Source organism: Ectobacillus sp. OTK, from assembly GCF_059698935.1.
This window is the reverse complement of sequence record NZ_AP048547.1, coordinates 4,617,162-4,642,121: the sequence shown is the minus strand read 5'-3', so window position 1 is coordinate 4,642,121 and position 24,960 is coordinate 4,617,162. Positions and strand designations below refer to the sequence as shown.

The window sequence follows — 24,960 nt, the reverse complement described above, 5'->3', positions numbered from 1 at the left end:
GTAATATATTACTATGCATCTCTGCAAAACAGCCCCCCTCCTAAGCAGCCTCTTTTTTGAGTATTTGTAAGAAAAAACCACTATTTTCTAAAAAATAGGTAATTTAAACAGAAAATTTCGAAGAAAAACCTAACAAAATCCTAACAAAATCCCCGACTACCAACATTATGAGTATACAAAAACTGTTAATTTTGTATATTTACAACGATAGATGCATTTGATACCATATAACTAATCATTAGGAATTACTAGTAGGAGGTAATAATCTAAAAAACGAGATAATGCATAATAGTTATCAAACTAGGCTTAGAGAAAAAATGTGTCGGGCATAAGCTCTTATGTGTAATGAAGAGAGAGTTTATTTTAAGTTAAAAACGATCAGAAGATGGATATCGATACATAATAAAGGAGAGTGAAACGTGAGGTTAACGGTAACCATGAGGCCTGTCAATGGTTCTTTAAGGCTGCCTCTCAATTATCAGTATGCGCTGCAGGGATTTCTATACCGCTCCCTAACAGAGACAAGTTTTGCCAGCTTCCTTCATGAGGTTGGTTTTCAAAAGGGAAAACGGACGTTTAAGCTGTTTACGTTTAGCCGCCTGTTCGGGACGCATAAAATTTACGTGAAACAAAAAAAGATTGAATTTACTGACGCCGTTACATGGCAGGTGAGCAGTGTACTGGAGGATTTAATCCGGCAGCTTGGGGAGCATTTTCTTATGTCCGAAACTGTACAATTGAATGGACAAACGTTATACATTGATAAAGTAGAAGTGCGTAAGACGAGAATGCAAAAGGGGCGTTATAAAATTAAGATGCTGTCGCCTGTGACGGTATATAGTACATATGAGGAGGAGGAGCGGAAGAAAACCCATTATTTTCAGCCGCCAGATCCTGTGTTTCCGATTTTAGTAGAGTCTAATTTTGTAAATAAGTATGAAGCGTATCATGGAATAGCGCCTGAGCATGAGTTTAAAGTGTATCCAATTGCAGATGGAGAGTGGTCTAAGGTTGTGACAACCTTTAAGGGGCATATTATTACAGGCTGGCTTGGGACGTTTGAGGTAGAAACCTCGCCTGAGCAGTTGGCATTTGCGTATGATACCGGAATTGGCGGTAGAAATTCGCAAGGCTTTGGAATGTTTGAGATTGTAGAATAAATCATGTCAGTTTGGGAATGTATATAATTTCTAGACTGACATTTTTCTTTTTTTGGGGAGATGCATATTTTCCGTTTTGTTTCTGAAATATTCTATATGAATGTAAAATGTTAGGGATTCAAAAAAACATGATAACTATGTTCGAATCAGATATTTGTCCACAGGTAGTGAACGACCCTCGCTTACCCACTATCGCAACTTCACTCGCTGGAAGAAAGGGACTTCTAGGTTAAGTTCGTTAAAACGGCTCCAACGCTATATATTTTAGGTGCACTACTTTTTTGATAAGAAAAATATAATCATAGTTTCGTCTGTTTCAGAGAAATGATGAATAGCCTATATATGAGGGAGATTTTCTGTTTTTGAATCCCTGGTATTCTTATATAGGAGGAAGGTCAAATGGAAAGACCATGGCTGCGCCATTATCCGAAGGAAATTCCTCATGTTGTGAATTATGATCTTCAGCCTCTTCATTTCTATTTGAAAGAAACTGCCTCTGAATATCCCGATAAAAAAGCGATTCATTTTTTAGGGAAGGATGTGACGTTTTCGGAGGTGTACGAAAAGGCGAAGCGTTTTGCATCATTTTTACAGAAAAATGGGCTGCGTAAAGGTGATAGAGTGGCGATTATGCTGCCAAATTGTCCGCAGGCAGTGATTGGGTATTATGGCGTGCTGCTCGCAGGCGGTATTGTTGTGCAGACAAATCCGTTGTATACGGAGCGGGAGCTGGAGTATCAAATGCGGGATTCCGGTGCCACCTTTATCCTATGTTTGAATCTTGTGTATCCGAAGGTTTCAGCTGTTGTCCCTTCAACGTATTTGCAGCATATTATCGTAACGGGCATCGGTGATTACTTGCCGTTCCCAAAGAATGTGCTGTATCCGTTTGTTCAGAAGAAGCAGACAAATCTCATTGTGAAACTACGGGAAACAGAGACGGTTCGTTTGTGGAAAACGGTTATGCGTACATCGCCCAATTATACGGATGTACCGTGTGATCCTGCGAACGATTTAGCGCTTTTGCAATATACGGGCGGGACGACCGGATCTCCAAAAGGCGTGATGCTTACACATGAGAATCTTGTTTCTAATACAGTAATGGGGATTCATTGGCTGTATAACTGTGAGAAAGGGCAGGAGGTTATGCTTGGGGCACTACCGTTTTTCCACGTCTACGGTATGACAGCAGTAATGAATATTTCTATTATGCAGGCATATAAAATGGTGCTTGTGCCAAAGTTTGATGTTGAAATGATATTAAAGGCGATCAAGGAACAGCGTGTGACATTGTTTCCAGGCGCGCCGACAATGTATATCGCCTTGCTGAATCATCCAAATTTAATAGAATTTGATGTATCTTCTATACGTGCTTGTATTAGCGGGTCGGCTGCACTTCCTGTTGAGGTGCAGGAGCAGTTTGAGACACTAACAGGCGGAAAGCTTGTTGAAGGCTATGGCTTGACCGAATCTTCGCCGATTACGCATGGTAATTTTCTTTGGGCAAAGCGGACGAAGGGGAGCATCGGCGTGCCATGGCCAAATACGGATGCGTGTATTATTTCGCTTGAAACGGGAGAAAGATTACCGCCCCGGGAAATTGGGGAACTGATTGTGAAAGGGCCTCAGGTGATGAAGGGGTATTGGAAGAACGAGGAGGAGACAGCGGCTGTACTGAAGGACGGCTGGCTGTATACGGGCGACCTCGGCTATATGGATGAGGAAGGCTTTTTCTATATTGTAGATCGGAAGAAGGATATGATTATTTCAAGTGGATTCAATGTGTATCCGCGCGAGGTTGAGGAAGTATTGTATGAGCATGAGAAGGTAAAGGAGGCTGTTGTAGTAGGTATACCGGATTCATACCGAGGAGAAACGGTGAAGGCGTTTGTTGTGTTAAAGGATGGTGTGACGTGTACGGAGGAGGAGCTGGATCAGTTCGCTCGTAAGCTGCTTACAGCATATAAGGTTCCGAGAGTGTATGAATTTCGAAAGGAGCTGCCAAAATCCATGGTTGGAAAAATTTTGCGGCGTGTATTGGTAGAGGAGGAAGTAAATAATAAAACGGAGTAGATAGATTTATGGAAGCCCTTTCTTTTTTGCGGAGAAATGGCTTCTATTCGTTCCTTTTGCAGGATTATATTGACAATTAAAGGAATTGTCAGTATGATGAAAATATGAATGAATGGTCATTCATTTAGTTGAAGGAGAAGTTAAATGTGAAAAAGAATAAGCCAAAATATTCTCAAATCCTAGATGCAGCTGTAATTGTAATTGCAGAGAACGGATACCATCAGGCGCAGGTTTCAAAAATTGCCAAGCAGGCTGGCGTTGCGGATGGTACGATTTATCTCTATTTTAAAAATAAAGAAGATATTCTGGTTTCCTTGTTCGAGGAGAAGATGGGAGAGTTTGTCGAAATAATCAAAGAGCGCACAGCAGGAATTGAGAGTGCTGCAGAGAAGTTATTCATGTTAGTTGAGAGTCACTTATCCTTGCTTGCGGAGAATCATCATCTTGCCGTTGTGACGCAGCTTGAGCTTCGTCAGTCGAATAAAGAAATTCGCTGGCGTATTAATGAGGTGTTAAAGGGCTATTTACGGGTGATTGATGAGATGGTGGAGCTTGGTGTTGAAAGAGGAGAGTTTCAAAGCGGTTTGAATGTTCGCATTGCGCGGCAAATGATATTCGGAACGCTGGATGAAGTGGTGACCAACTGGGTGATGAGCGAGCGGAAATACGATTTGGCTTCCTTGACTCCTACGGTGCACGAACTTTTAGCAAACGCTTGCGGCTGCCGAAAATAAAAGGGGGTAATACATATGGGTTTCCTTACGTTAAAAGTGGAAGAGTATGTGGCTGTCCTTACGATTCAAAATCCGCCTGCGAACGCGATGGCGGCGGCAATTATTCACGAATTGTCTGAGGTGCTTGACCAGCTGGAGCAAAACGATAGCGTACGAGCGATTGTAATTCATGGCGAAGGTCGTTTTTTCTCTGCCGGCGCTGATATTAAAGAGTTTACGCTCGTTGAAGAAGCGAAGGGTGCAGCAGAATTGGCGCAAAACGGTCAGATTGTGTTTGAGCGTTTGGAGAAGTTTCCCAAGCCTATTATTGCGGCGATTCATGGTGCGGCGCTCGGCGGCGGTTTAGAGCTGGCGATGGCGTGCCACATGCGGATCGTAAGCGAGAACGCAAAGCTTGGTTTGCCGGAATTAAACCTCGGCATTATCCCAGGCTTTGCGGGAACACAGCGTTTACCTCGTTATGTCGGCAAAGCAAAGGCGCTTGAAATGATGCTAACAGGCGAGCCGATTACAGGAACGCAGGCGGTGCAGTGGGGTCTTGCGAATGCTGCTTACCCAGAGGAGGCGTACCTGGAGGAAGCGATGAAAATCGCGAAAAAGGCTGCAGGCAAGAGTCCGGCATCCGTTCGTGCTGTATTGGAGCTGCTTCAGACAGTGAAAACGTCCGAATATTATGAGGGCGTGCAGCGAGAGGCGCAGCTGTTTGGCGATGTCTTTACCTCACCAGACGGCCGAGAAGGAGTCGAAGCATTCATACAAAAACGTAAGCCTGTGTTCAGCGGTAAGTAATTCCCTAGTATTTTTTTGAGAATAATAAACTGAATATTTTCAATTAAATGTATGTTTTTACATTTCGGGAGGGGAATGCGGAATGAACATCTACGTACTTATGAAGCGAACTTTCGACACAGAAGAGAAAATCGTCATTAAAAACGGCAGTATTTATGATGACGAAGCAGAATTCATTATAAATCCATATGATGAGTATGCGGTTGAAGAAGCAATCCGTGTTCGCGATGCAAAGGGCGGCGAGGTGACCGTTGTAACAGTCGGCGGTGAGGATGCGGAGAAGGAGCTGCGCACAGCGCTTGCGATGGGTTGTGATAAGGCTGCGCTCATTAATATTGAAGACGATGTAGAAAACTGTGACCAATATACAACGGCGAAGGTATTATCCGAGTACTTAAAGGATAAGGCTGCCGATTTAATTTTAGCGGGCAACGTAGCGATTGACGGCGCTTCCGGCCAGGTTGGCCCACGTGTGGCGGAGGCGCTTGGCATTCCCTATGTAACGACGATTACAAAGCTGGAGATTGACGGTGCGAACGTCCGCATCGAACGCGATGTAGAAGGGGATACAGAAGTGGTGGAAACAACACTGCCGCTTCTTGTAACTGCACAGCAAGGTTTAAACGAGCCACGCTATCCATCCTTACCGGGAATTATGAAGGCGAAGAAGAAGCCGCTGACCCGAATAGAGCTTGATGACCTTGATTTAGAAGAGGACGATGTAGAAGCGAAAACGAAGACAATTGAGGTATACTTGCCGCCGAAAAAGGATGCAGGAAAGGTGTTGCAGGGGGAGCTTGCCCAGCAAGTAAAGGAGCTTGTAGCTTTGCTGCATACGGAGGCAAAAGTCGTCTAAGTTTGTGAAAAGCGCCAAACATATCTCGGAGGTGGATTAGATGGCTCGTAAGGTATTAGTTTTAGGAGAAGTACGTGATGGTTTCTTGAGAAATGTGTCATTTGAAGCTGTGTCCGCAGCAAAAACAATCGCGGAGGGCGGCGATGTCATTGGTCTTCTGATTGGTGAGAGCGTGGCTTCTTTGGCCCGGCAGCTCATTCAATATGGAGCAGACCGCGTAATAACGGTAGAAGACGCGAAGCTGAAATCCTATACATCTGATGGTTACGCTCAGGCAGTTTTAGCAGCGGTGGAGGCGGAGCAGCCGGAAGGTCTTGTGATGGGGCATACGGCGCTTGGAAAGGACCTGTCGCCAAGGCTTGCTGCAAAGCTAGGCGCAGGCCTAGTTTCTGACATAACCGCCCTAGAGATTGCGGGAGGGAATGTTGTATTTACACGCCCGATTTATTCAGGTAAAGCCTTTGAAAAGAAAATCATAACAGATGGCCTGCTCTTTGCGACTGTGCGGCCAAACAATATCGCACCTCTCGTATTCGATGAGTCCCGCATAGGCGAAATCAAGTCTCTTGCGGTCACAATTAAGGATTTGCGTACAATCATTAAGGAGGTTGTTCGCAAAACAGCTGAGGGTGTAGATTTGTCAGAGGCAAAGGTAATTATTGCTGGCGGACGCGGTGTCAAAAGTGCGGAAGGCTTTAAGCCGCTGCAGGAGCTCGCCAAAGTACTAGGAGGTGCGGTCGGAGCCTCCCGCGGTGCCTGCGATGCTGACTACTGTGATTATTCGCTGCAAATTGGACAAACGGGAAAGGTCGTAACACCTGACCTCTATATTGCTTGCGGTATTTCCGGTGCTATTCAGCATTTGGCCGGCATGTCTAACTCGAAAGTAATTGTAGCGATTAACAAGGATCCAGAAGCGAACATTTTTAAAGTAGCAGACTACGGCATTGTCGGCGACTTATTTGAGGTTGTACCGCTTCTTACAGAGGAGTTCAAAAAGCTGACAGTTCGTTCGTAATCTCAATGAAAAGGCGAGAGGGTTTTCCTTCCCGCCTTTCGTAATGTCCGGTTTCCTATTCTAAAACCATCTTTCTAATATAAAGGTTGAGCCTGTCTGTCCTGTACAATCATGAATAAATAAAAAACAAATTGAGACACTACATAACGGTACATAATATTCGCCACGATGAAAAGATAGTGATATACTTTTGGTTAGATTAGGTATTAAGGAGGAACTTAAAATGGCAATTGTAAATGCAAATGATCAAACTTTCACGGCTGAGACAAGCGAAGGTCTAGTACTTGTTGACTTTTGGGCACCTTGGTGCGGACCTTGTAAAATGATCGCTCCTGTTTTAGTTGAACTTGACGAAGAAATGGGCGACAAAGTGAAGGTTGTTAAAGTAGATGTAGATGAAAACCAAGAAACAGCAGCAAAATTCGAAGTAATGAGCATTCCATCTCTATTTGTAATGAAAGACGGTCAAATCGTTGATAAAGCATTAGGATATAAGCCGAAGGAAGCGTTAGTGGAGCTAGTATCCAAGCACTTCTAATTTCAAATGCAGTTTTGCGGCAAGGGTTTTATGTTAGCGGCTTTCTGAGTCGCATAATAAAATTCGCAATGATTACGGCAAAAGGAGCTGACACAAGAGTTCGCGAAAAACGGGCTTTTGCTGTCGGCTCTTTTTTGATTCAGATAAGATCTCACTGCCATGCATACTCTTTGTATCAAAAGGGAACGGATAATGTGAAAGGAGTGCATGCATATGAAACGAAAACATACGAATCAAGGCGAACCGGTTCTCGCTCCCGGATTGGATCGCGGTCAAGAGCTTGAGCGAAGTGCAACGCCGGAAGAGGTTGAGCGCGGCGAGTATACGAAGGTTTTCAAGCTGTCCTTCGATGAAGTAGATGCATCTGATCCTCAAGGATAAAGCTGGCTGCAAAAGGTCACATTTTCAGTGACCTTTTGGGTCAACCTCTCTTTTATCACACTTTAGGAAAGTATAATTTTCAGCTAGAAGCTCATTCGACGTATTAGGAAATTTTAGGAACAAAGTGCAACTACGCCTCTGTCCTCACCAATCGGCGAGTTTTCTTTAAAAATTAGCATGATGCTAGTAGATTGTGCTTTCTTTTATCGAGAGACATTCCTCATAAAATTTATCGGGCTCTTCATAATTCAGCAAATGCGCAGAGTTTTCAAACCAAATCAGTTTTTTATGCGGGCACTCTAAAGTGTTGAAGTATTGCTCCACTAATTGAAACGGTGTTTGGTAATCGTATTTGCCAACGAAAAAGTAAACAGGAACCTCTAATTTTGGAACAGAGGCAAAGAAATTAATCTCTAGTACTTGCGGCCATAATGCAGTCAAAGCGGTTTTGCCTGCTTTTATGTAATGAAACCAGTCTTTTAGCGTGTATTCTGTTGCAAATAACATGTTAGAGTAAATCAGATGATACATATTTATCCCAATCATGGAGCCGCCGAATTTGATTAACCAGTTCCGCTGTACGGCTAGGTATTTCATATCAGCGGGGTTAAAGGTTAACTGTTCTAGCTTTTTTAGGGCTTTTTTATTTTTTAATTCATGTGCCTTTGCAACCGTGTAGTCGTATGAAATTTTTTCCCCTTCCTTCATGTTGACGACTTGACCAATGCCGATATAGCCATAGATGGATTGCGGAACTTTTTCAGCAGTTCAATACATAGAATCTGTTCATTATACGAACGTTTTCCCCTTGGTAGGACTGAATGTACAATATTAAAAAACTCATTGACAATGAGAATTGTTCTCTCTTATACTAACGATAGTTAAAAGTGAAAATCATTATCACTTACAGACATAGGGGGAGCAATACATGAATTGGAAGTTAAAGGTATTATCGGCAGCAGCGGTGACGTCTATTTTGTTTGCGGGCTGCAGCAAGCAGGAGACAACGTCAAGTACTACTTCAACAGAGACAAAGCAAACAGAGAAAAAAGAAGAGACAAAAGCAGAAGTAACAAAAGAAGCGATCGTACAAGCTTATAAGGATGCTGTTGCGGAGCTAGACAAAGCAAAAGCAGGGCAAGCTGTTGACTTTGATAAGGTAGCAACTTTATATAAAGAAAAGTTGCAAACTCTTGTACAAGCACGTGATGCTGAATTTACAGAGCAAATTGACCAAACGATTACAGCAGCACTGGAAGCGGGTAAAAAGAAAGAGATGGACCCGGTTGTTGCGCGTCAGTTGTTTGATAAATTAATGCAAAAAGAATTGTTCCAAACAATGCGTCACGAGTTTAAAGAAATCGATGCAAACTGGGGCAAGACAGAGGAAGTAAAGGAAGAGTATGAGGAAGCGTTGGCGTTTTATAAAGTACTTGAAAGTACAGTAACAAAACGTGATGCAGCGTACGGAACGAAGATGGTGGATACAATCAACGGCGGCTTCAGCGAAATGAAGGCAGCAATTGATAAAGGGGATAAGCTTGCGTTCCACCTTGGCAAGCAGGTAGTTGATAAAACGTTAATGAAGACATTCTACTTTGCAACAGGCGCCCTGCCAAACGGTTATGCAACAAAGGCTGCTGAAAAGGCGAAAACTGATGCAACCGCGGCTAAGATCGAGCAAGCAGAAGGCTGGGCTTTCTATCAAGCAATCTATCCGTACTTGAAAAAGAACTCTCCTGAAGAGGGTGAGGCAATCTTAAAGCAATTTGATCTGCAAACAGATGTGAAAACATTAGATCCAGCAGTAGTGAACAAAACATTTGTACGCGGCTGGGTGAATGTGGCGCTTGCTGAGTATAAGGAAAGCCAAGAAACATTTAACGAAGATAAAGGTGCCATCACAGCAATTGAAGGTGCATTGTTCATTAACATGATCGAGAGCGACTTGAAGAGATTAATCGGCGAGCAGGAAACAGCAGCTTTAACAGCATCTGCGCAAGCATACCTTGATGCGGCAAAAGCGAAGGATAAAGCAGCAGCAGACAAGGCTTTAGCTGAGATTAAAGCGGCGCTTGATAAAGTCGTACAAGCTACAAAATAAGCAGAAACCGACACGCTTTTACAAAAATCGTTTATACTAGTATGAGAAGACAACCTTGTTGGAAAACAAGGTTGCTTCTTTTTGTTATAAATGTAAGAAAGCGTAACTTTTTGAAGGCCTAGCTCCCTGCGGAGAACTTTCTCTCGGGAGCAGAGCGGACTGTGTCCGCTTTTCTTACACTTTAAGAAAGTATAAATTTCCAGCTAGGAGGTCATTCGACGCAGCGGGAAATTTTAGGAACAAAGTGTAAGTGCAACTACGTCTCTGTCTTCGCCTAACGGCTCGACAATCGGTGAGTTTTCTTTAAAGAAATGGAGGAACTGCGCGTGAACGTGCTTATTACGGGAGGCGCCGGCTTTATCGGCAGCCACTTGGCGCTTCGGCTTTTGCAGGATGGAAAGAAGGTTGCATTATTAGACAGCCTTCATCCACACTATTCGCGGGAGCGCAAGCAATACCATATTCAGCAGGTGCAGCAGCATGGAGCAGTATCGTTTTATGAGTGCGATGTGCTACATAAAGAAGATGTGAGAGCTGTCATACGGCAGGAGAGGATTGATGCGGTCGTTCACTTGGCTGCTTTGCCTGGCGTGCGTCCTTCTTTGGAAATGCCGTCTGTATATATTGATGTAAATGTAAAAGGAACGAGCAATGTCCTCTCATGTGCGGGCGAGGAGGGAGTCAAGCAGGTTGTGTTTGCTTCTTCCTCTTCCGTATATGGAGAGCAAGCAGGAATACCTCTTGCGGAGCATATGGCAAACGGAAAAGTGCTGTCTCCGTACGCTGCCTCCAAGTTCGGTGCGGAGGCGCTTTGTTATGCGTTTCAATATATGCATGGCTTTCAAATGAATATCCTGCGCTTTTTTACGGTATATGGACCGTGGAGCCGGCCTGATATGGCGATTGGGATTTTTCTGCGCAAGCTGCTGCGTCAAGAAGAGATTAGCGTGTACGGCACAGGAACAGGACGCGATTATACGTATATTGACGATATTGTAAATGGCATTGCCCTCACGCTGGAATCAAAGAATAGCGATGTGTACAATCTTGGCTCTCATGCGCCTGTGCTGATGACAGAGCTGTTAGATGAGCTTCGCCGTTATTTTCCATATATGCAAGTGAGGCAGGAGGAAGGAAGAATGGGTGATGTGACGTCGACATGGGCGGATATTACAAAGGCACAAGCAAAGCTGGGCTATAAGCCGAGTGTTTCGTTTGGGGACGGATTAGAACGGACAGTTGCCTGGGCGAAGAAGCATGCGTATCTTCTTTAGAGCTATCGGTGCTGTTTGTTTGCTTTTGTTTTTTGTATTATCTTTTCGTGTATTGGATGTGCAGTCTCTTGTTGCGCAGCTGCGCTCTCTTTTACAGCGTCCTATTCTTCTTGCTGTGCTGGTCGTCTTGTACGGGGCTTCATTTTTGCTGAAAGCTTATGCCTGGCGTTTATATTTGCATCATAAGATTACGCTGCGCGAAGGGGTGTACGGCCTGGTGTACAGTCTGCTTGTAAACCATTTATCACCGCTGAAAATTGGCGATGCTGTCCGCATCGCCGCCGTGACGAAACGGGAACGCGTTTCTTTCGCGGAAGCGGCGCAGTCTGTCATTGTGATGCGCCTGCTCGATTTGCTGACACTTGGTTTATTCGGTGCTTTCGGGACGCTGCTCCTGTTTCAAAAGGTGAGTATACGTGTGCTGCTGTTTGTGCTAGGAATCGTCCTTATACTAACCATCGCCTTATTTTTGCGTCATAAAGCGCCGCGCTTTCTTCAGAAGCAATTGCAGCAGCTAGGCGGTGCCTTACAAGGCGGTCGCGGCGCAGCTATCGTTTTGCTCGTTGCAGTGAGCTGGATCTTTGAAGCATTTGTTATTTTTGGCATAAGCAGTAATGTTTCCTTTTGGAAGGCTGTATGGGTAAACAGTGTTACAATTGCGGGACAAGTATTTCAGTTAACGCCAGGAGGGGTCGGTACGTATGAAACAGTGATGACATTTGCACTTGGGGCTGTTGGTGTGTCCATGCAAAAGGCCTATGAATGGGCGCTTCTCAGTCATGGCTTTAAATTTTTGTTTTCGTATGCAGCCGGCTTAGTTGTATTTCTTGTATATCCAATTCAACTTGCCTCGTATCTACGTTATAAACAGAAGGGAGAGACTAGCGGGTGGAGGAAGTAAAAAAAGCATCAAAGTTTGAAAAAATTGCAGCGCGCTGCTGGAATGTGCTGAATGAAGGCAAGCCGTTTACGCCAGTATTTGTTATCGGAACGTTTCTTTTGTTCCATATTGCAGAGGCGGGAACGAGCGGCTTTTGGGGGAATATGCTCGGCAGTCTTCTTCTCGTGCTGCCGCTTCTCATTTTATACTATTTGTTTGATTTTCCATTATTTTTGCGAAATTATTTATGGATTCCGTTTATTGCTTATTTCATGATGTTTGGGCAGTTTACATTATCCCTTTTGCTGCTGGCAATCGGATTATACTTCTTTTTTACAGTATTTTTCTGGGGAACGTTTTATTATCATTTGCGCATTGGCACATCGTGGCTCAATTTCACACGCTTTTGGAAGCTCGTCTTAAAAAACAGCGATTCTACAAGCGGCAATGCGCAGGAGCAGCTGCCTAAGTTTTTGCTTATATTGTCACTTTGGCAATATGAGTTCAATACACTTTCCGCAGGCGGCTTTGCCTCTGTGAATGCTCCAATGCTTCTTATGTTTTACGGCGGTTTGCTGCTGTATACGATCATTTTGCACCGTAATTTATTTGATTGGAAGCCAAAAGCAATTGAAACGTATACGAACAATGCGGCTGTGCCGGCGGAAGCGATTAGCGAGAAGGTTGTCGTCATTGTCATTGACGGTATGAGAAAGGATCGTTTCGATGTCGCGCATACGCCGTATTTGGATTTCCTCCGAAAAAATGGTACGGAGTTTACAAATATGGAAACGGTGTATCCGGCTCGGACAGTTGTTTGTTTCTCGTCAATGTTTACCGGTACGTACTCATTTGAACATGGAATTAAATCCAATATGGTTTGGAAGCACGGCGTAAATGTGGAAAGCATTTTTGATTCTCTTCGCAAGATTGGAAAGAAGGGGAAGATGCTCGCAGTTGCCCACCTTGTTGACGCGTTTGGTGATGATGTAGAAACGTATACAGCTGTGATGAAGAATGATATTGTAGACTCGCAAATTATGAAAAAAGCAAAGAAAATTATGGATGAGCAGAATCCGGATCTTTTCATTGTACAGCTTATTTCGACAGATCAAACCGGTCACAGTCGAGGTGTATTGTATGACGAGTACCTTCAAAAAATATATGAAGCAGATCAGCATGTAAAAGATTTTATTAAGCATTTGGAGAAAACGGGAAAAGCAAAGAATACGACATTTATCGTTTGTGCTGACCACGGACAGGCAGACGGCATTGGCGGTCATGGGCATTTAGATGAGGGAGAGCGTATTGTGCCGTTTTTTATGTACGGTCCCAATATTAAGAAGGGCGTTCGGATTGAGGAAAAGCAAAGCCTTGTATCCGTCGCTTCTACAATTGCGTATTTGCTCGGGGCTCCGTATCCGTCACACAGCCGCGGTCCTGTTTTATTAGATGCTGTCGAGGAGAGAACAAAAGAATGAAGCAGCATGTAATTGTATTTTTACCGGCGCATAATGAAGAGGAGGCCATTGGAGAGGTGATTCGCAATGTGCCTCGGCATTTTCATCCGGATGTTTTGGTAGAGGTGCTTGTCATTGATGATGGTTCAACTGACAGGACGATGCAAGCCGCGAAGGAAGCCGGGGCGGATTATATTGTTTCGAAACCCGTAAATGAGGGGCTTGGTGCAGCGGTGCGGACAGCTCTTCAGGAATGCTGTAAGCTTGGGGCGCATATCGGGGTCATGATTGATGCGGATAACGAATATCCGGCGGATGAGATTCCTAATATTTTGCTGCCGATTTTTGAAGGGAAAGCTGATTATACGATGGGATCGCGTTTTTTAGGAACAATTCGCGGCATGAGACTGCATCGAAGGCTTGGGAACTATTGCTTTACGCTTTTGCAGTCTGTACTTCTTAGAAAATGGATATATGACGGCCAATCCGGTATGCGTGCCTTTTCGCGCCAGGCGATGGAGCATGCGGAAATTGTGCATGATTATAACTATGCGCAGGTGCTAACCTTAAATTTAGTCAGGAAGGGATTTCGCGTTCAAGAGGTTCCGATTACGTATAAGGTGCGAGAAACCGGCGAATCCTTCATTAAGTTTCGAAAGTACCTATTTAACGTGCTGCCGGCTATTTTTCGAGAAATGAGACGCCCTGTACAAAAGGTGCAAATTGATTATAAGGCACATTTGTTAATAGATAAGAAGAAATGCTCATGATGGGTATTTCTTCTTGCTTCTTTTCTTGACAATAAAATTGATAATCATTATCATTAGCAGGGGAGGGAAATGTTCATGAAAAAATTTACGCTATCTTTTTTAGTTGCAATTTTCGCAATATTTTCTATACATACGAGCATATTCGCTTATTCGTACGGAAATCCGAATGAGGAAGCAATTGCTGAGGCCTATAAACAAATGGCAGCGAAGCTTGATGAGAATCCTCCGAATTATACGGAAGCGAAAAAGATTTATGAAACGGTCCGCGAGGAAATTGATATGCATATGGGGCCAGAGCCTTCTAAAGCAATTATGCAAAACTTTGAGAAAAAGCAAAAAGATGAGCTTGTACAAAATATGCAAAAGCTGCTCGTCCTCAATATTAACCGCCGTTTGGCGAATATTGAGGAGAATTTTAGTGACTATGATACGAGCAAGAGGTTGCTGGCAAAGGGATTTGCGACATATGAAGCCCTTTCTCCAATCATCGCAAGCAAGGATAAGGAGCTGGATACAAAGCTGCGGGACGAATTTAACAAAGCGCTTGATGCGCTTGGGAATCCCGGATTGTTCGGAGTTGGAAAAAAGGAAGCGAATAAAGATCAGTTTCTAGAAAGCAAAAAATTCATTTTAAGCAGCCTGCAGAAGGAATTTAAGGTTGAAAGTCTGAAGGCTGGCCACTTCACAGCAGCTGGCGAGGAAACAACATCAGCGGCGGCAAAGACGGAGTGGACGGATCTCAGCAGCTTGAAGAACTGGCTGCCAATTGTCATTATTGTCATTGTGCTTGTTGGCGTTGTTGTATACGCGTTACGAAAAAGAAAGAAATAACGAAGGATGATAAAGGGGAGGAAGAGCGATGCAGCTGCAGGCGTTTCTCATTACGTTTCGTGAAGTGCTGGAAGCTTTGTTGATCGTTGGAATTATTACAACGTACTTAAAGCGAACAGATAATAAGAAGTTTGTGAAATATGTTTGGATGGGAGCAGGTCTTGCAGTTGCAGCGAGCTATTTAATCGCTCTTCTTTTTCAGGTTGTATTCACTGGCTTTGCAGCCATGGGCAGCGAGATTTATTTAAAGATCGGGATTATGTTTGTATCAGCTGTTCTGTTAACGCAAATGGTGTTTTGGATGGCGGAGCATAGCAAGGACATTAAGTCCAATGTGGAAGGAAAGATGGGGCAGTTCATTACAGCCGGAAATGTTGTTGGCATGGTGATTCACTCCTTCCTTGTTGTTGTGCGTGAAGGTGTTGAAACAGTATTTTTCTTTGCGGCGATCACTGGTGGTAACATTGGTCAGGCGATGCAAGGATGGGGAGCGATTTCTGGTGCAGCAGCTGCTGCGCTTGTGAGCTATCTGTTCTTTAAAGGAACGATGCGCATTTCGCTAAAGGCTTTTTTCAAAGCAACAGGAGTGTTTATTGTACTGATTGCTGCAGGTTTGCTTGTTCAGGGAGTGGCAATTTTACAGGATATTAAATTACTGGGCAGCGTAATTCCTCATTTATATGATATTACATGGCTGCTTCCGGAGCATCCAATTGATTATGCTCACTACTTGCGCGATACAGGAACTGCACCGCTATTATCCGGTGATATCGGTGTTTTCCTAAAAGCGTTTCTCGGTTATTCTTCCATGCCTTCTATTGAAGAGGTTATCGTGTATCTCGGCTACTATGTGGTGATCTACTTGTTCGTTTCATCGAAGCAGCCAAGCACAAAGGCGGGGGAAGATCCTGAAAAAAAAGTATTACAGCCAAATAAATCGATTAACTAGAAGTACAAGGCGCAAGCCTTGTACTTTTTTTGCAGATATGTAGGGAGGGAACTGTGTATGCATGTTGTAAGGGGAGTTGCAATTATTTGTGTCGCAGCGGCAGCTGTTATCCGTTTTTTATATGCAAGTCCGTTTGCGGCCACATGGGATGAAGTGGATTTTGCGCTCGCGCTTGATGAATATGATATAACGAAAATGCAGCCGCATTTTCCGGGATACCCATTTTTTATTTTAGGGGGAATGGCGGTTCATCATTGGATTAGCAATCCCGTGCAGGCGCTCTCTATATTCAATGCTGTGCTTGCTGCAGCGGCAATTTTTCCGATATACAAGCTGGCGCGCCGTTATGTAACAGGGACACAAGCGCTCGTTGCTGCTGCGCTGCTGCAAACAAGCAGCTATTTTTCAATTCTCGCAGCGCAGCCAATGTCAGAGGGGGCGGCACTGTCAATTGTATGGTGGTACCTTTGGGTGCTTTTAGCTGCTTTTGAACGGAAGGAGTTTCATTTTCAAATTTGGCCGCTTGTTTTGTTTGCACTTTTAATGGGGATCCGTTTGTCGTACGCGCCATTTGGGATTGGCCTTGTATTTCTTTTGCTTTGCAGGCATAATCGAAATGCGCTGCGCCTTGTTTCCCTCATTATAATTGCTGCTTTGCTGCAGTCTGTTTGGATAAGTGCTCTTGTCTGGAATGTGGGAGGATTAGACGGACTTTTAAAGCTAGCCTTTGGATTTGTGGAAGGGCACTTTACAGAATGGGGTGGAGCGGTGACGGAGACAAAAGAACCGATTCTATCAAGATTGTACCGTCTTGTTGCTATAAATATTGTATATGTGGGTATTCTTTCGCAGTCACTTGTTTCAGGTGTCATTCTTGCTTTGCTTATTATTCTCCTTATGCTTCATAAAAAAAGAGGTCTTCATGGGGAGATGGAGCGGGCGACATGGCTGCTTTTTGGTATAATAGCAACCTATTTTCTCTGGAACTTACTTGGACAAAATATTGATAAGCCGAGACATTCCTATCCCATTGTGATGCTCCTATTGTTTTTACTCGCCGTTTCATCCATGAAGATGCGTCCTGTAAGTCAGTGGCTGCTTTTGGCATTTTCCGCTGTGCAGCTTATCACTGGGTTTGCACTTGTGAAAGAACAGGCTTCAAATGAGCCGGCTGCCTATCAGCTTGCACGCTATCTAGAGGAGCGGAAGCAGCCGCTTATTGTGTACACATGGGAAGAAACGAGAGTGATGGATTATTTGCGTGTATCATATGAGCATAAACGTTTTTACACGTATGACTATTATTTACAAGACAAAAAATATCGGCAAAATGATACAATATACGTTACGAACCACCTTATAGAAGGATTTCGCAAGCAAGGAGCAAGGATAGAAGGGAATCTGAAGAAGGTGGCGGAGTTCCGATCGAATCCTTTGTTCGACCCAATTTACAGCGAAATTATTTTATATGAATGGAGAAACAAATAAAGGGGGGAGAGGTATGCATGAGAAGCTGCGTGAAAAGCTGGCGATTTTGCCGGATCAGCCGGGCTGCTATTTAATGAAGGACAAGCATGGCACCATCATTTATGTCGGCAAAGCGAAGGTACTAAAAAACCGTGTGCGATCTTATTTCACAGGAACACACGATGGGAAAACGTATCGTCTAGTCAATGAGATTGCTGATTTTGAGTATATTGTTACATCCTCCAATTTAGAGGCATTGATTCTAGAGCTGAATTTAATTAAAAAGCATGATCCGAAATACAATATTATGCTTAAGGATGACAAAACCTATCCGTTTTTGAAAATTACGGCGGAAAAGCAGCCGCGTCTCATCATTACGAGAACTGTTAAGAAGGATAAGGGAAGATACTTCGGACCATATCCCAATTCACAGGCGGCGCATGAAACGAAAAAGCTGCTTGACCGTATGTATCCATTCCGTAAATGTACAAACATTCCCGACAAAGTGTGCTTGTATTATCATATGGGACAATGCTTAGCTCCTTGCATCAAGGACGTGACAGAGGAGCAAAATAAAGAGATTGCTGAGCAAATTACCCGTTTTTTAAACGGCGGTCACAAGGAAATTCGTTCGGAGCTTGAGACAAAAATGTACGAGGCGGCTGAAAAGCTGGAATTCGAACGTGCGAAGGAGCTGCGGGATCAAATTGCTCATATGGATGCGCTCATGGAGAAGCAAAAAATGATTATGGGTGATTTTCTTGACCGGGATATATTTGGTTATGCTGTGGATAAAGGCTGGATGTGTGTGCAGGTGTTTTTTGTTCGGCAAGGAAAGCTGATTGAGCGTGATGTTTCCATGTTTCCGATTTATGATGAGCCTGAGGAGGAATTCCTAACATTCATTGGGCAGTTTTATGCGCAGGAGAGTCACTTTAAGCCAAAGGAAATTGTGCTCCCAAATGCTATCGATCAAGAGCTGGCGCAGCAATTTCTGGAGGTAGATGTAGCGCAGCCGAAGAAAGGTAAGCGGAAGGAGCTTGTTGATTTAGCTTCAAAGAATGCCGCTATTGCGCTACAGGAAAAGTTTTTCCTCATTGAACGTGATGAGGAGCGTACGATTAAAGCGGTGGAGAATTTAGGAGAAGCAATGGGGATTCCAACGCCGCACAGAATTGAGGCGTTTGACAACTCGAATATTCAAGGAACAAACCCAGTTTCTGCAATGGTTGTGTTTGTCGATGGAAAGCCTGATAAGAAGGAGTACCGGAAATATAAAATAAAAACGGTGCAAGGGCCTGACGATTATGAATCAATGCGTGAGGTTGTGCGACGCCGTTATTCCCGCGTGCTGCGCGAAGGCCTGCCGCTCCCGGATCTCATTATTATTGACGGCGGAAAGGGGCAAGTTGGTGCAGCGATAGATGTATTAGAAAATGAGCTCGGTCTATTCATTCCTGTTGCCGGCCTGATGAAGGATGAAAAGCATCGAACGTCACAGCTTATTATAGGAGAGCCTGCACGGCCAGTAGAGCTGGGACGGAGCAGCCAGGAGTTTTATTTGCTGCAGCGTATTCAAGATGAGGTGCATCGTTTTGCGATTACGTTTCATCGCCATTTGCATGGCAAGTCTGCTATTCAATCCGTGCTTGATGAGATTCCAGGTGTAGGGGAAAAGCGAAGAAAGCTGCTTTTGAAGCATTTTGGTTCTGTTAAAAAGCTGAGGGAAGCATCGATTGAGGAAATTACGGCAGCGGGTGTTCCGCGAAATGTAGCTGAAGCAGTGCGAAATCACTTTGAGCAAGCTTCTTCATAATAGCTTATATGATTTAGTATAATATGCGCTCATTTCTTTTTCCTGACAGCTTGGTTACAGAGTATTTATATGAAGAAACAGGAAGTATAATGATAGAGAGAAAAAAGCGGAAACGTTTCCCGTGTTGGCACGTAAATTCGCAGCTGTTACAATAGGACTGCGGAGCGATTGAGCAGCCGCTCGCTCCGTCGGCTGGCTGCATAGCTTGAAAATTATGCTTAAAGGTGCGAAAAAAGCCAGCGAAAGCCGGCTTATGTATCAAGAGTATCCTTTGCGTCCCATTTCACGGTAAATAGTACCTTTTCGGCGCGTTTTTTCTGGTTTTCATAGGCTTCAGCAACCACTTGGCGCTGCTGCTGCGTTTGTTGTGCAAGAAAGCCTGCCTCTAATTGATACGTTGTATTTCGTTTGTTTTTGTAACGCTCTACAATAAGAGGACTAGTTAGTTGTAATTGCATTTCACGCCGGTTTTGCTCAACAATGCTTAAGTCACCCCAACCGGCTTGTTGAAAAAAGATAATAATATCATCAAAGGTTTCTAATGTGTATTTTCGGGCAAGGTTTTTTCCCGCCCAATATAATATACGGTCTAATTCTTTGCCGATAATGTCCGGAAGAAGCTCTTCGCGAATTAACTCGTAGGCGAAAGCGTTCATTGGAATCGTTAGTAGTTGTTCTATATTTGTTTTGTTGCTCACGAGATTTCCCCTCTTTCTTTTCTGACGTTATTATATAACATTTCGACAAAAGAAACACATTATTTCGTGGAAATGTTACAAAAGTATTACGATATTTGGATAGGTGTCAATAATTTGTTCTTAAATTTTATACAGATATTATGTATCCGTTTTCTTGACGCTCTTAGGAAGTAGGAGTAAAATGGATTTGTCATAAATTATACTGTAATATTTTGAATAATTTTTACAATCTTTTGACGATGGTAATGAAAAAATACTATTGTTTGAAAGTAAGTAATTTATGATGGGAGCTAAACATTCAAGGGGGGTAATGGAAAGATGAAAGGTCAAGAATATGCTTACCGCAAGTGGCACTCTTTATTGGGAGTGATTCCTGTCGGTATCTTTTTGACACAACACTTAGTAGTGAACCATTTTGCTACGGCAGGCGCAGAAGCGTTCAACAAGGCTGCCGGATTTATGGAACAACTGCCATTTCGAATTTTCTTAGAAACGTTTGTGATTTTTTTACCATTGTTGTATCACGCAGTCTATGGAATTTATATTGCATTTACTGCTAAGCACAACGTCAACGCTTACGGCTATTTTCGTAACTGGATGTTTTCTATTCAGCGTTTTACTGGGGTATTCCTCGTTGTCTTTATCGCTTGGCACGTTTGGCAGACACGTATTGCTGCAGCATTAGGCCAAGAAGTGGATTACGAAATGATGGAAAATATTTTAAGCAACCCTGGTATGTTTATATTTTACACAGTTGGTGTGTTATCAGCGGTATTCCACTTTGCTAATGGATTATGGTCATTCTTCATCAGCTGGGGTATTACAGTTTCACCGCGTTCACAGCGTATATCGACATATGTAACAATGGCGATTTTCTTTGCACTATCTATAGTAGGAATCCGCGCGTTGTTTGCATTCGTGGATCCTCAGCTAGCAAATATGTAAGGAGTGGGAGAGCATGAAAGGGAAATTAATCGTAGTCGGCGGCGGCTTAGCCGGCTTAATGGCAACAATTAAAGGGGCAGAAGCAGGAGTTAAAGTCGACTTATTCTCTCTTGTTCCTGTAAAACGTTCTCACTCTGTTTGTGCGCAAGGCGGCATTAACGGCGCTGTTAACACAAAGGGTGAAGGGGACTCTCCTTGGGAGCATTTTGATGATACGGTATACGGCGGCGACTTCTTAGCGGACCAGCCTCCTGTTAAGGCGATGTGCGACGCAGCTCCTGGAATTATTCACTTAATGGATCGTATGGGTGTTATGTTTAACCGCACGGATGAAGGACTTCTTGACTTCCGCCGCTTTGGGGGCACGAAGCACCACCGAACAGCATTTGCGGGTGCGACGACTGGCCAGCAGCTGTTATATGCATTAGATGAGCAGGTGCGACGTCATGAAGTCGCAGGTCTTGTTGAAAAATTTGAAGGATGGGAATTTTTGCGTATCGTTGTGGACGATGAGGGCGTTTGCCGCGGAATTGTAGCGCAAAATTTACAGTCATCTGAAATTAAAAGCTTCCAAGCTGATGCTGTCATCATGGCAACAGGCGGCCCTGGCATTATTTTCGGAAAATCTACAAACTCGATTATTAACACAGGTACAGCAGCTTCTGCTGTATATCAGCAAGGTGCAATCTATGCGAATGGCGAGTTTATCCAAATCCACCCAACTGCAATTCCTGGGGACGACAAGCTTCGTCTTATGAGTGAATCTGCACGCGGTGAGGGCGGACGTGTTTGGACATACAAAGACGGCAAACCTTGGTATTTCTTGGAAGAGAAGTATCCAGCGTATGGAAACCTTGTACCACGCGATATTGCGACTCGCGAAATCTTTGACGTGTGTGTAAATCAAAAGCTCGGCATTAACGGCGAAAACATGGTATATCTTGATTTGTCTCATAAGGATCCGAAAGAGCTTGATATTAAGCTTGGCGGTATTATTGAGATTTACGAGAAATTCACAGGCGACGACCCACGCAAGCTGCCGATGAAAATTTTCCCTGCTGTTCACTATTCAATGGGCGGACTATGGGTAGATTACAATCAAATGACAAACATCCCAGGCTTATTCGCTGCGGGTGAGTGTGATTTCTCCATGCACGGAGCAAACCGTTTAGGAGCAAACTCCTTATTGTCCGCTATTTACGGCGGTATGGTAGCAGGACCAAATGCGATTGAATATATGAAGGGTCTTGAAAAATCAGCTGATGCTGTATCTGCTTCTGTTTACGAGCAAAACGAGCTTGCCGAAATTGAAAGATATAACAACATTTTATCCATGAATGGAACTGAGAATGCGTATGTGCTTCATAAGGAGCTTGGAGAATGGATGACGGATAACGTAACAGTTGTACGTTACAACAAAAAGCTTCTTCAGACTGATGATAAGATTCAAGAGCTGATGGAACGTTATCAGCGCATCAACATCAATGATACGGCGAAATGGAGTAACCAAGGTGCTTCCTTCACTCGTCAATTGGAAAATATGCTTCACTTAGCCCGCGTTATTACGCTTGGTGCATATAACCGTAATGAAAGCCGTGGAGCACATTACAAACCAGAATTCCCAGATCGTAACGACGAACAGTTTATGAAGCATACAATGGCAACCTTCGACGCAAATGCGAAGGCACCAGCTTTCTCTTACAAGGACGTAGATGTAGATTTAATTGCACCGCGCAAGCGCGACTACACTACAGATAAGAAGAAGAAAAGCGTAACGGCAGAAAAGAAGGGGGATAAGCAACATGTCTGATAAAACAATCCGCCTCATTATTACGAGACAAGATTCTCCAGATACACAACCGTATGAACAAGAATTTGAAATTCCATATCGTCCAAATATGAATGTCATTTCGGCATTAATGGAAATTCGCCGTAATCCGGTTGATGCAAAAGGAAATAAAACAACGCCTGTTGCTTGGGATATGAACTGCTTGGAGGAAGTATGCGGTGCGTGCTCGATGATTATTAACGGCAAACCGCGTCAATCTTGTACTGCTCTTGTTGATAAGCTGGAGCAGCCGATCCGTTTGCAGCCAATGAAAACATTCCCTGTTGTACGTGACCTGCAAATCGATCGCAGCCGTATGTTCAACGCATTAAAACGCGTAAAAGCATGGGTTCCGATCGATGGCACGTACGACCTTGGTCCAGGACCGCGTATGCCAGAGAAGAAACGCCAATGGGCGTATGAGCTGTCAAAATGTATGACTTGCGGCGTTTGCTTAGAGGCTTGTCCGAACGTAAACGACAAATCATCCTTTATTGGGCCAGCACCATTATCGCAAGCACGTCTGTTCAACGCGCATCCAACAGGTGCTCTGCATAAAGCAGAGCGTTTGCGCGCTGTTATGGGCGATGGTGGACTTGCTAACTGCGGAAACTCGCAAAACTGTGTACAATCCTGTCCGAAAGGAATTCCGCTTACAACATCAATCGCTGCATTGAACCGTGACACAACATTACAAGCGTTCAAAGATTTCTTTGGCAGCGACAACAACTATTAATCTATTATGTTTCGCCTCTTCTGTATGAAGAGGCGATTTTTACAATGTGTTCTAGCCGCGAGTAGCAAGTTTTTTATAATATTTCACTTTGTGAAATGACTGGGAGTCGATGGAATGAAACACATATCATATATTGAGAATGCTCTAGAATGGGAAAAGGAATTTATCTTTTTTATACCGATAAAGGTTCGTTTCTCAGAAACGGATATGTTTGGTCATCTCAATAATAAAGCTCCATTTACATACTTTGAAGAAGCACGAATTGAATTTTTTAAAGAGCTTGGCTTTATGCAAAAGTGGATGGATAAAGAGACGGAGGCTATGATTGTTGTTGCAAACCAGCAGTGCGATTATTTGAGGCAGGTTTATTTTGATGAACGGCTAAAGGTGTATATAAAGGCACAGTCTGTGGGAACCTCCTCTGCTGATCTGCATTACATGGTGAAAAATGAAGCGGGAGAAATCTGCCTTACAGCAAGAGGAACCATTGTACAGGCTTCGAGAACAACTGGAAAAGGCTTGCCATGGTCTGATGAATGGAAAGCGAAATTGCTTGCGAGATGATCGGTGCAGGAACAATAAGGGAGTTGCCTATATAAGAGGCGACTCCCTTTAAAAGTTTAGAGATCAGGTCAGGATGTTTTTTCTTGTTCCTCTTGTGGGGAGGATGAGGATACAGACCATTCCTGTGTTTGAATTTGTCTGGAGTACAGGTCGGTCTCAATGGTATAACGAGGCCGTTGTTTCACCTCTACATACAGTTTCCCGATATATTCCCCAATTAATCCGATACTCATAAGCTGAATCCCGCCCAATAACCAAATCGAAATGACAATCGACGTCCATCCTGGCGTTGTAAAGCCAAGAAAACGCTGGCCGAGTGCATAGACTCCACATAATAGGCTCATCAAGAAGACGCATATTCCAATGATTGTAATCCAACGAATCGGTGTTACGCTAAAGGATGTAATGCCATCGAAGGCAAATGACAGCATTTTTTTCAACGGATACTTTGATTCACCAGCAAAACGGGCTTTTCTCTCATATGTAACAAAAGCGGAACGAAAGCCAAGAAGCGGAATGATGCCCCGCAAAAATACATTGCGTTCTTGATACAGGCCTAGCTCATCAAGGGCGCGTTTACTGAGCAGGCGATAGTCTGCATGATTATGTACAATATTTACGCCTGTTTTGTGTAGGAAGCGGTAAAACAAAACAGCGCTTGTTCTCTTAAAAAATGTGTCTGTATCACGCTTGCTTCGTACTCCATATACAATATCGCAGCCTTCTTGATATTTTAAAATAAAGTCGCGGATAACAGCAATATCGTCCTGTAAATCAGCATCAATTGAAATGACGCAATCTGAATATTCCTTTGCCTGTAAAATGCCGGCAAGGAGCGCACGTTGATGACCAACGTTGCGCGCCAGCTTAATTCCGGTTAGAAATGGATTTACTTTGCTTATTTCCTCTATGAGATTCCATGTTGCATCCTTGCTGCCATCATCCACGAACAGCAGCTTGCTTCTTGCGTGAACGAGCTGCTCCCGGATGAGCTTTGCCAGTACAACTGAAAGCTGCCCAATTGTTTCTTTCAGTACTTTTTCTTCGTTATAGCAAGGAACTACAATTGTTAAAATAGGTTCTGTCATG

General features: G+C 43.6%; 24 protein-coding genes. 21 read left to right on the top strand and 3 right to left on the bottom strand.

Translation table 11 applies throughout. The features are described from left to right. Positions 1–419 precede the first annotated feature (419 nt). The 8 genes from cas6 to AC6HZ4_RS22975 all read left to right on the top strand — a co-directional run bounded on the left by cas6 (position 420) and on the right by AC6HZ4_RS22975 (position 7,549). Positions 420–1,160 carry a CRISPR-associated endoribonuclease Cas6 gene (gene cas6, locus AC6HZ4_RS23010; protein WP_497492157.1) on the top strand — a complete coding sequence of 247 codons (741 nt, stop codon included), beginning with the start codon at positions 420–422 and terminating at the stop codon, positions 1,158–1,160. Between the two features lie 399 nt (positions 1,161–1,559). Next, on the top strand, positions 1,560–3,233 hold the full coding sequence (locus AC6HZ4_RS23005; RefSeq protein ID WP_497492156.1) for an AMP-binding protein: 1,674 nt from the start codon (positions 1,560–1,562) through the stop codon (positions 3,231–3,233). A 146-nt stretch (positions 3,234–3,379) separates the two neighbouring features. After that, a complete protein-coding gene (fadR, locus tag AC6HZ4_RS23000) occupies positions 3,380–3,967 on the top strand; it encodes a fatty acid metabolism transcriptional regulator FadR (protein WP_497492154.1) in 588 nt (195 codons plus the stop codon). Positions 3,968–3,982: 15 nt separating this feature from the next. Continuing rightward, positions 3,983–4,756 carry an enoyl-CoA hydratase gene (locus AC6HZ4_RS22995; RefSeq protein WP_497492153.1) on the top strand — a complete coding sequence of 258 codons (774 nt, stop codon included), beginning with the start codon at positions 3,983–3,985 and terminating at the stop codon, positions 4,754–4,756. An 82-nt stretch (positions 4,757–4,838) separates the two neighbouring features. After that, positions 4,839–5,612: an electron transfer flavoprotein subunit beta/FixA family protein gene (locus tag AC6HZ4_RS22990; RefSeq protein ID WP_497492152.1), complete on the top strand. Its 774-nt coding sequence runs from the start codon at positions 4,839–4,841 to the stop codon at positions 5,610–5,612. Positions 5,613–5,652: 40 nt separating this feature from the next. Beyond that, on the top strand, positions 5,653–6,630 hold the full coding sequence (locus AC6HZ4_RS22985; RefSeq protein WP_497492150.1) for an electron transfer flavoprotein subunit alpha/FixB family protein: 978 nt from the start codon (positions 5,653–5,655) through the stop codon (positions 6,628–6,630). Between the two features lie 223 nt (positions 6,631–6,853). Continuing rightward, positions 6,854–7,168: a thioredoxin gene (gene trxA, locus AC6HZ4_RS22980; protein ID WP_497492149.1), complete on the top strand. Its 315-nt coding sequence runs from the start codon at positions 6,854–6,856 to the stop codon at positions 7,166–7,168. 213 nt (positions 7,169–7,381) lie between these two features. Then, positions 7,382–7,549: a hypothetical protein gene (locus AC6HZ4_RS22975; RefSeq protein ID WP_497492147.1), complete on the top strand. Its 168-nt coding sequence runs from the start codon at positions 7,382–7,384 to the stop codon at positions 7,547–7,549. Positions 7,550–7,732: 183 nt separating this feature from the next. On the opposite strand, the gene AC6HZ4_RS22970 is transcribed toward AC6HZ4_RS22975, so the two are convergent. Then, positions 7,733–8,257, bottom strand: a complete 525-nt coding sequence (locus AC6HZ4_RS22970) for an alpha/beta fold hydrolase (protein WP_497492145.1) — start codon at positions 8,255–8,257, stop codon at positions 7,733–7,735. A gap of 220 nt (positions 8,258–8,477) precedes the next feature. Here AC6HZ4_RS22970 and AC6HZ4_RS22965 point away from each other — a divergent pair, with 220 nt between their 5' ends. The 9 genes from AC6HZ4_RS22965 (at position 8,478) to uvrC (ending at position 19,100) form a co-directional block, all read left to right on the top strand. Further along, positions 8,478–9,653 carry a hypothetical protein gene (locus AC6HZ4_RS22965; RefSeq protein ID WP_497492143.1) on the top strand — a complete coding sequence of 392 codons (1,176 nt, stop codon included), beginning with the start codon at positions 8,478–8,480 and terminating at the stop codon, positions 9,651–9,653. 326 nt (positions 9,654–9,979) lie between these two features. After that, the gene (locus AC6HZ4_RS22960) at positions 9,980–10,927 is read left to right on the top strand and encodes an SDR family NAD(P)-dependent oxidoreductase (RefSeq protein ID WP_497492141.1); all 948 of its coding nucleotides are present in this window, start codon (positions 9,980–9,982) and stop codon (positions 10,925–10,927) included. Next, positions 10,911–11,828, top strand: a complete 918-nt coding sequence (locus AC6HZ4_RS22955; protein WP_497492140.1) for a lysylphosphatidylglycerol synthase transmembrane domain-containing protein — start codon at positions 10,911–10,913, stop codon at positions 11,826–11,828. Before AC6HZ4_RS22960 ends, AC6HZ4_RS22955 begins: the two co-directional genes overlap by 17 nt. Then, positions 11,816–13,288: an alkaline phosphatase family protein gene (locus AC6HZ4_RS22950; protein ID WP_497492138.1), complete on the top strand. Its 1,473-nt coding sequence runs from the start codon at positions 11,816–11,818 to the stop codon at positions 13,286–13,288. Before AC6HZ4_RS22955 ends, AC6HZ4_RS22950 begins: the two co-directional genes overlap by 13 nt. Beyond that, entirely contained in the window at positions 13,285–14,037 is a 753-nt protein-coding gene (locus AC6HZ4_RS22945; protein WP_497492137.1) for a glycosyltransferase family 2 protein, read from the top strand. The genes AC6HZ4_RS22950 and AC6HZ4_RS22945 overlap by 4 nt, the downstream gene beginning before the upstream one ends. Positions 14,038–14,112: 75 nt before the next feature. Then, entirely contained in the window at positions 14,113–14,868 is a 756-nt protein-coding gene (locus AC6HZ4_RS22940) for a hypothetical protein (protein ID WP_497492135.1), read from the top strand. A 28-nt stretch (positions 14,869–14,896) separates the two neighbouring features. Further along, positions 14,897–15,817 carry an FTR1 family iron permease gene (locus AC6HZ4_RS22935; protein ID WP_497492133.1) on the top strand — a complete coding sequence of 307 codons (921 nt, stop codon included), beginning with the start codon at positions 14,897–14,899 and terminating at the stop codon, positions 15,815–15,817. Positions 15,818–15,874: 57 nt separating this feature from the next. Then, positions 15,875–17,305 carry a glycosyltransferase family 39 protein gene (locus tag AC6HZ4_RS22930; RefSeq protein ID WP_497492132.1) on the top strand — a complete coding sequence of 477 codons (1,431 nt, stop codon included), beginning with the start codon at positions 15,875–15,877 and terminating at the stop codon, positions 17,303–17,305. A 13-nt stretch (positions 17,306–17,318) separates the two neighbouring features. Continuing rightward, on the top strand, positions 17,319–19,100 hold the full coding sequence (uvrC, locus tag AC6HZ4_RS22925) for an excinuclease ABC subunit UvrC (protein WP_497492130.1): 1,782 nt from the start codon (positions 17,319–17,321) through the stop codon (positions 19,098–19,100). A gap of 251 nt (positions 19,101–19,351) precedes the next feature. On the opposite strand, the gene AC6HZ4_RS22920 is transcribed toward uvrC, so the two are convergent. Further along, on the bottom strand, positions 19,352–19,756 hold the full coding sequence (locus tag AC6HZ4_RS22920) for a YslB family protein (RefSeq protein WP_497495815.1): 405 nt from the start codon (positions 19,754–19,756) through the stop codon (positions 19,352–19,354). Positions 19,757–20,116: 360 nt separating this feature from the next. Between AC6HZ4_RS22920 and AC6HZ4_RS22915 the strand changes: the two genes are divergently transcribed. The 4 genes from AC6HZ4_RS22915 to AC6HZ4_RS22900 all read left to right on the top strand — a co-directional run bounded on the left by AC6HZ4_RS22915 (position 20,117) and on the right by AC6HZ4_RS22900 (position 23,871). Continuing rightward, positions 20,117–20,743 carry a succinate dehydrogenase cytochrome b558 subunit gene (locus AC6HZ4_RS22915; RefSeq protein WP_497492128.1) on the top strand — a complete coding sequence of 209 codons (627 nt, stop codon included), beginning with the start codon at positions 20,117–20,119 and terminating at the stop codon, positions 20,741–20,743. 13 nt (positions 20,744–20,756) lie between these two features. Further along, complete coding sequence (gene sdhA / locus AC6HZ4_RS22910) at positions 20,757–22,553, top strand: succinate dehydrogenase flavoprotein subunit (RefSeq protein WP_497492126.1); 1,797 nt, start codon at positions 20,757–20,759, stop codon at positions 22,551–22,553. After that, on the top strand, positions 22,546–23,307 hold the full coding sequence (gene sdhB / locus AC6HZ4_RS22905; RefSeq protein WP_497492124.1) for a succinate dehydrogenase iron-sulfur subunit: 762 nt from the start codon (positions 22,546–22,548) through the stop codon (positions 23,305–23,307). The genes sdhA and sdhB overlap by 8 nt, the downstream gene beginning before the upstream one ends. A 114-nt stretch (positions 23,308–23,421) precedes the next feature. Continuing rightward, on the top strand, positions 23,422–23,871 hold the full coding sequence (locus tag AC6HZ4_RS22900) for an acyl-CoA thioesterase (RefSeq protein WP_497492123.1): 450 nt from the start codon (positions 23,422–23,424) through the stop codon (positions 23,869–23,871). Positions 23,872–23,939: 68 nt separating this feature from the next. Here the strand turns inward: AC6HZ4_RS22900 and AC6HZ4_RS22895 are convergent, their stop codons facing one another. Beyond that, positions 23,940–24,959, bottom strand: a complete 1,020-nt coding sequence (locus AC6HZ4_RS22895; RefSeq protein WP_497492122.1) for a glycosyltransferase family 2 protein — start codon at positions 24,957–24,959, stop codon at positions 23,940–23,942. Position 24,960 lies beyond the last annotated feature (1 nt).

Excerpts from the sequence above, each read along its gene's own strand:
- AC6HZ4_RS23005 (WP_497492156.1), top strand. The coding sequence starts at position 1,560 with ATGGAAAGACCATGGCTGCGCCATTATCCGAAGGAAATTCCTCATGTT.
- AC6HZ4_RS22995 (WP_497492153.1), top strand. The coding sequence starts at position 3,983 with ATGGGTTTCCTTACGTTAAAAGTGGAAGAGTATGTGGCTGTCCTTACG.
- AC6HZ4_RS22990 (WP_497492152.1), top strand. The coding sequence starts at position 4,839 with ATGAACATCTACGTACTTATGAAGCGAACTTTCGACACAGAAGAGAAA.
- AC6HZ4_RS22985 (WP_497492150.1), top strand. The coding sequence starts at position 5,653 with ATGGCTCGTAAGGTATTAGTTTTAGGAGAAGTACGTGATGGTTTCTTG.
- trxA (WP_497492149.1), top strand. The coding sequence starts at position 6,854 with ATGGCAATTGTAAATGCAAATGATCAAACTTTCACGGCTGAGACAAGC.
- AC6HZ4_RS22975 (WP_497492147.1), top strand. The coding sequence starts at position 7,382 with ATGAAACGAAAACATACGAATCAAGGCGAACCGGTTCTCGCTCCCGGA.
- AC6HZ4_RS22970 (WP_497492145.1), bottom strand. The coding sequence starts at position 8,257 with ATGAAGGAAGGGGAAAAAATTTCATACGACTACACGGTTGCAAAGGCA.
- AC6HZ4_RS22965 (WP_497492143.1), top strand. The coding sequence starts at position 8,478 with ATGAATTGGAAGTTAAAGGTATTATCGGCAGCAGCGGTGACGTCTATT.
- AC6HZ4_RS22955 (WP_497492140.1), top strand. The coding sequence starts at position 10,911 with ATGCGTATCTTCTTTAGAGCTATCGGTGCTGTTTGTTTGCTTTTGTTT.
- AC6HZ4_RS22945 (WP_497492137.1), top strand. The coding sequence starts at position 13,285 with ATGAAGCAGCATGTAATTGTATTTTTACCGGCGCATAATGAAGAGGAG.
- AC6HZ4_RS22940 (WP_497492135.1), top strand. The coding sequence starts at position 14,113 with ATGAAAAAATTTACGCTATCTTTTTTAGTTGCAATTTTCGCAATATTT.
- AC6HZ4_RS22935 (WP_497492133.1), top strand. The coding sequence starts at position 14,897 with ATGCAGCTGCAGGCGTTTCTCATTACGTTTCGTGAAGTGCTGGAAGCT.
- AC6HZ4_RS22930 (WP_497492132.1), top strand. The coding sequence starts at position 15,875 with ATGCATGTTGTAAGGGGAGTTGCAATTATTTGTGTCGCAGCGGCAGCT.
- uvrC (WP_497492130.1), top strand. The coding sequence starts at position 17,319 with ATGCATGAGAAGCTGCGTGAAAAGCTGGCGATTTTGCCGGATCAGCCG.
- AC6HZ4_RS22920 (WP_497495815.1), bottom strand. The coding sequence starts at position 19,756 with ATGAACGCTTTCGCCTACGAGTTAATTCGCGAAGAGCTTCTTCCGGAC.
- AC6HZ4_RS22915 (WP_497492128.1), top strand. The coding sequence starts at position 20,117 with ATGAAAGGTCAAGAATATGCTTACCGCAAGTGGCACTCTTTATTGGGA.
- sdhA (WP_497492126.1), top strand. The coding sequence starts at position 20,757 with ATGAAAGGGAAATTAATCGTAGTCGGCGGCGGCTTAGCCGGCTTAATG.
- sdhB (WP_497492124.1), top strand. The coding sequence starts at position 22,546 with ATGTCTGATAAAACAATCCGCCTCATTATTACGAGACAAGATTCTCCA.
- AC6HZ4_RS22900 (WP_497492123.1), top strand. The coding sequence starts at position 23,422 with ATGAAACACATATCATATATTGAGAATGCTCTAGAATGGGAAAAGGAA.
- AC6HZ4_RS22895 (WP_497492122.1), bottom strand. The coding sequence starts at position 24,959 with ATGACAGAACCTATTTTAACAATTGTAGTTCCTTGCTATAACGAAGAA.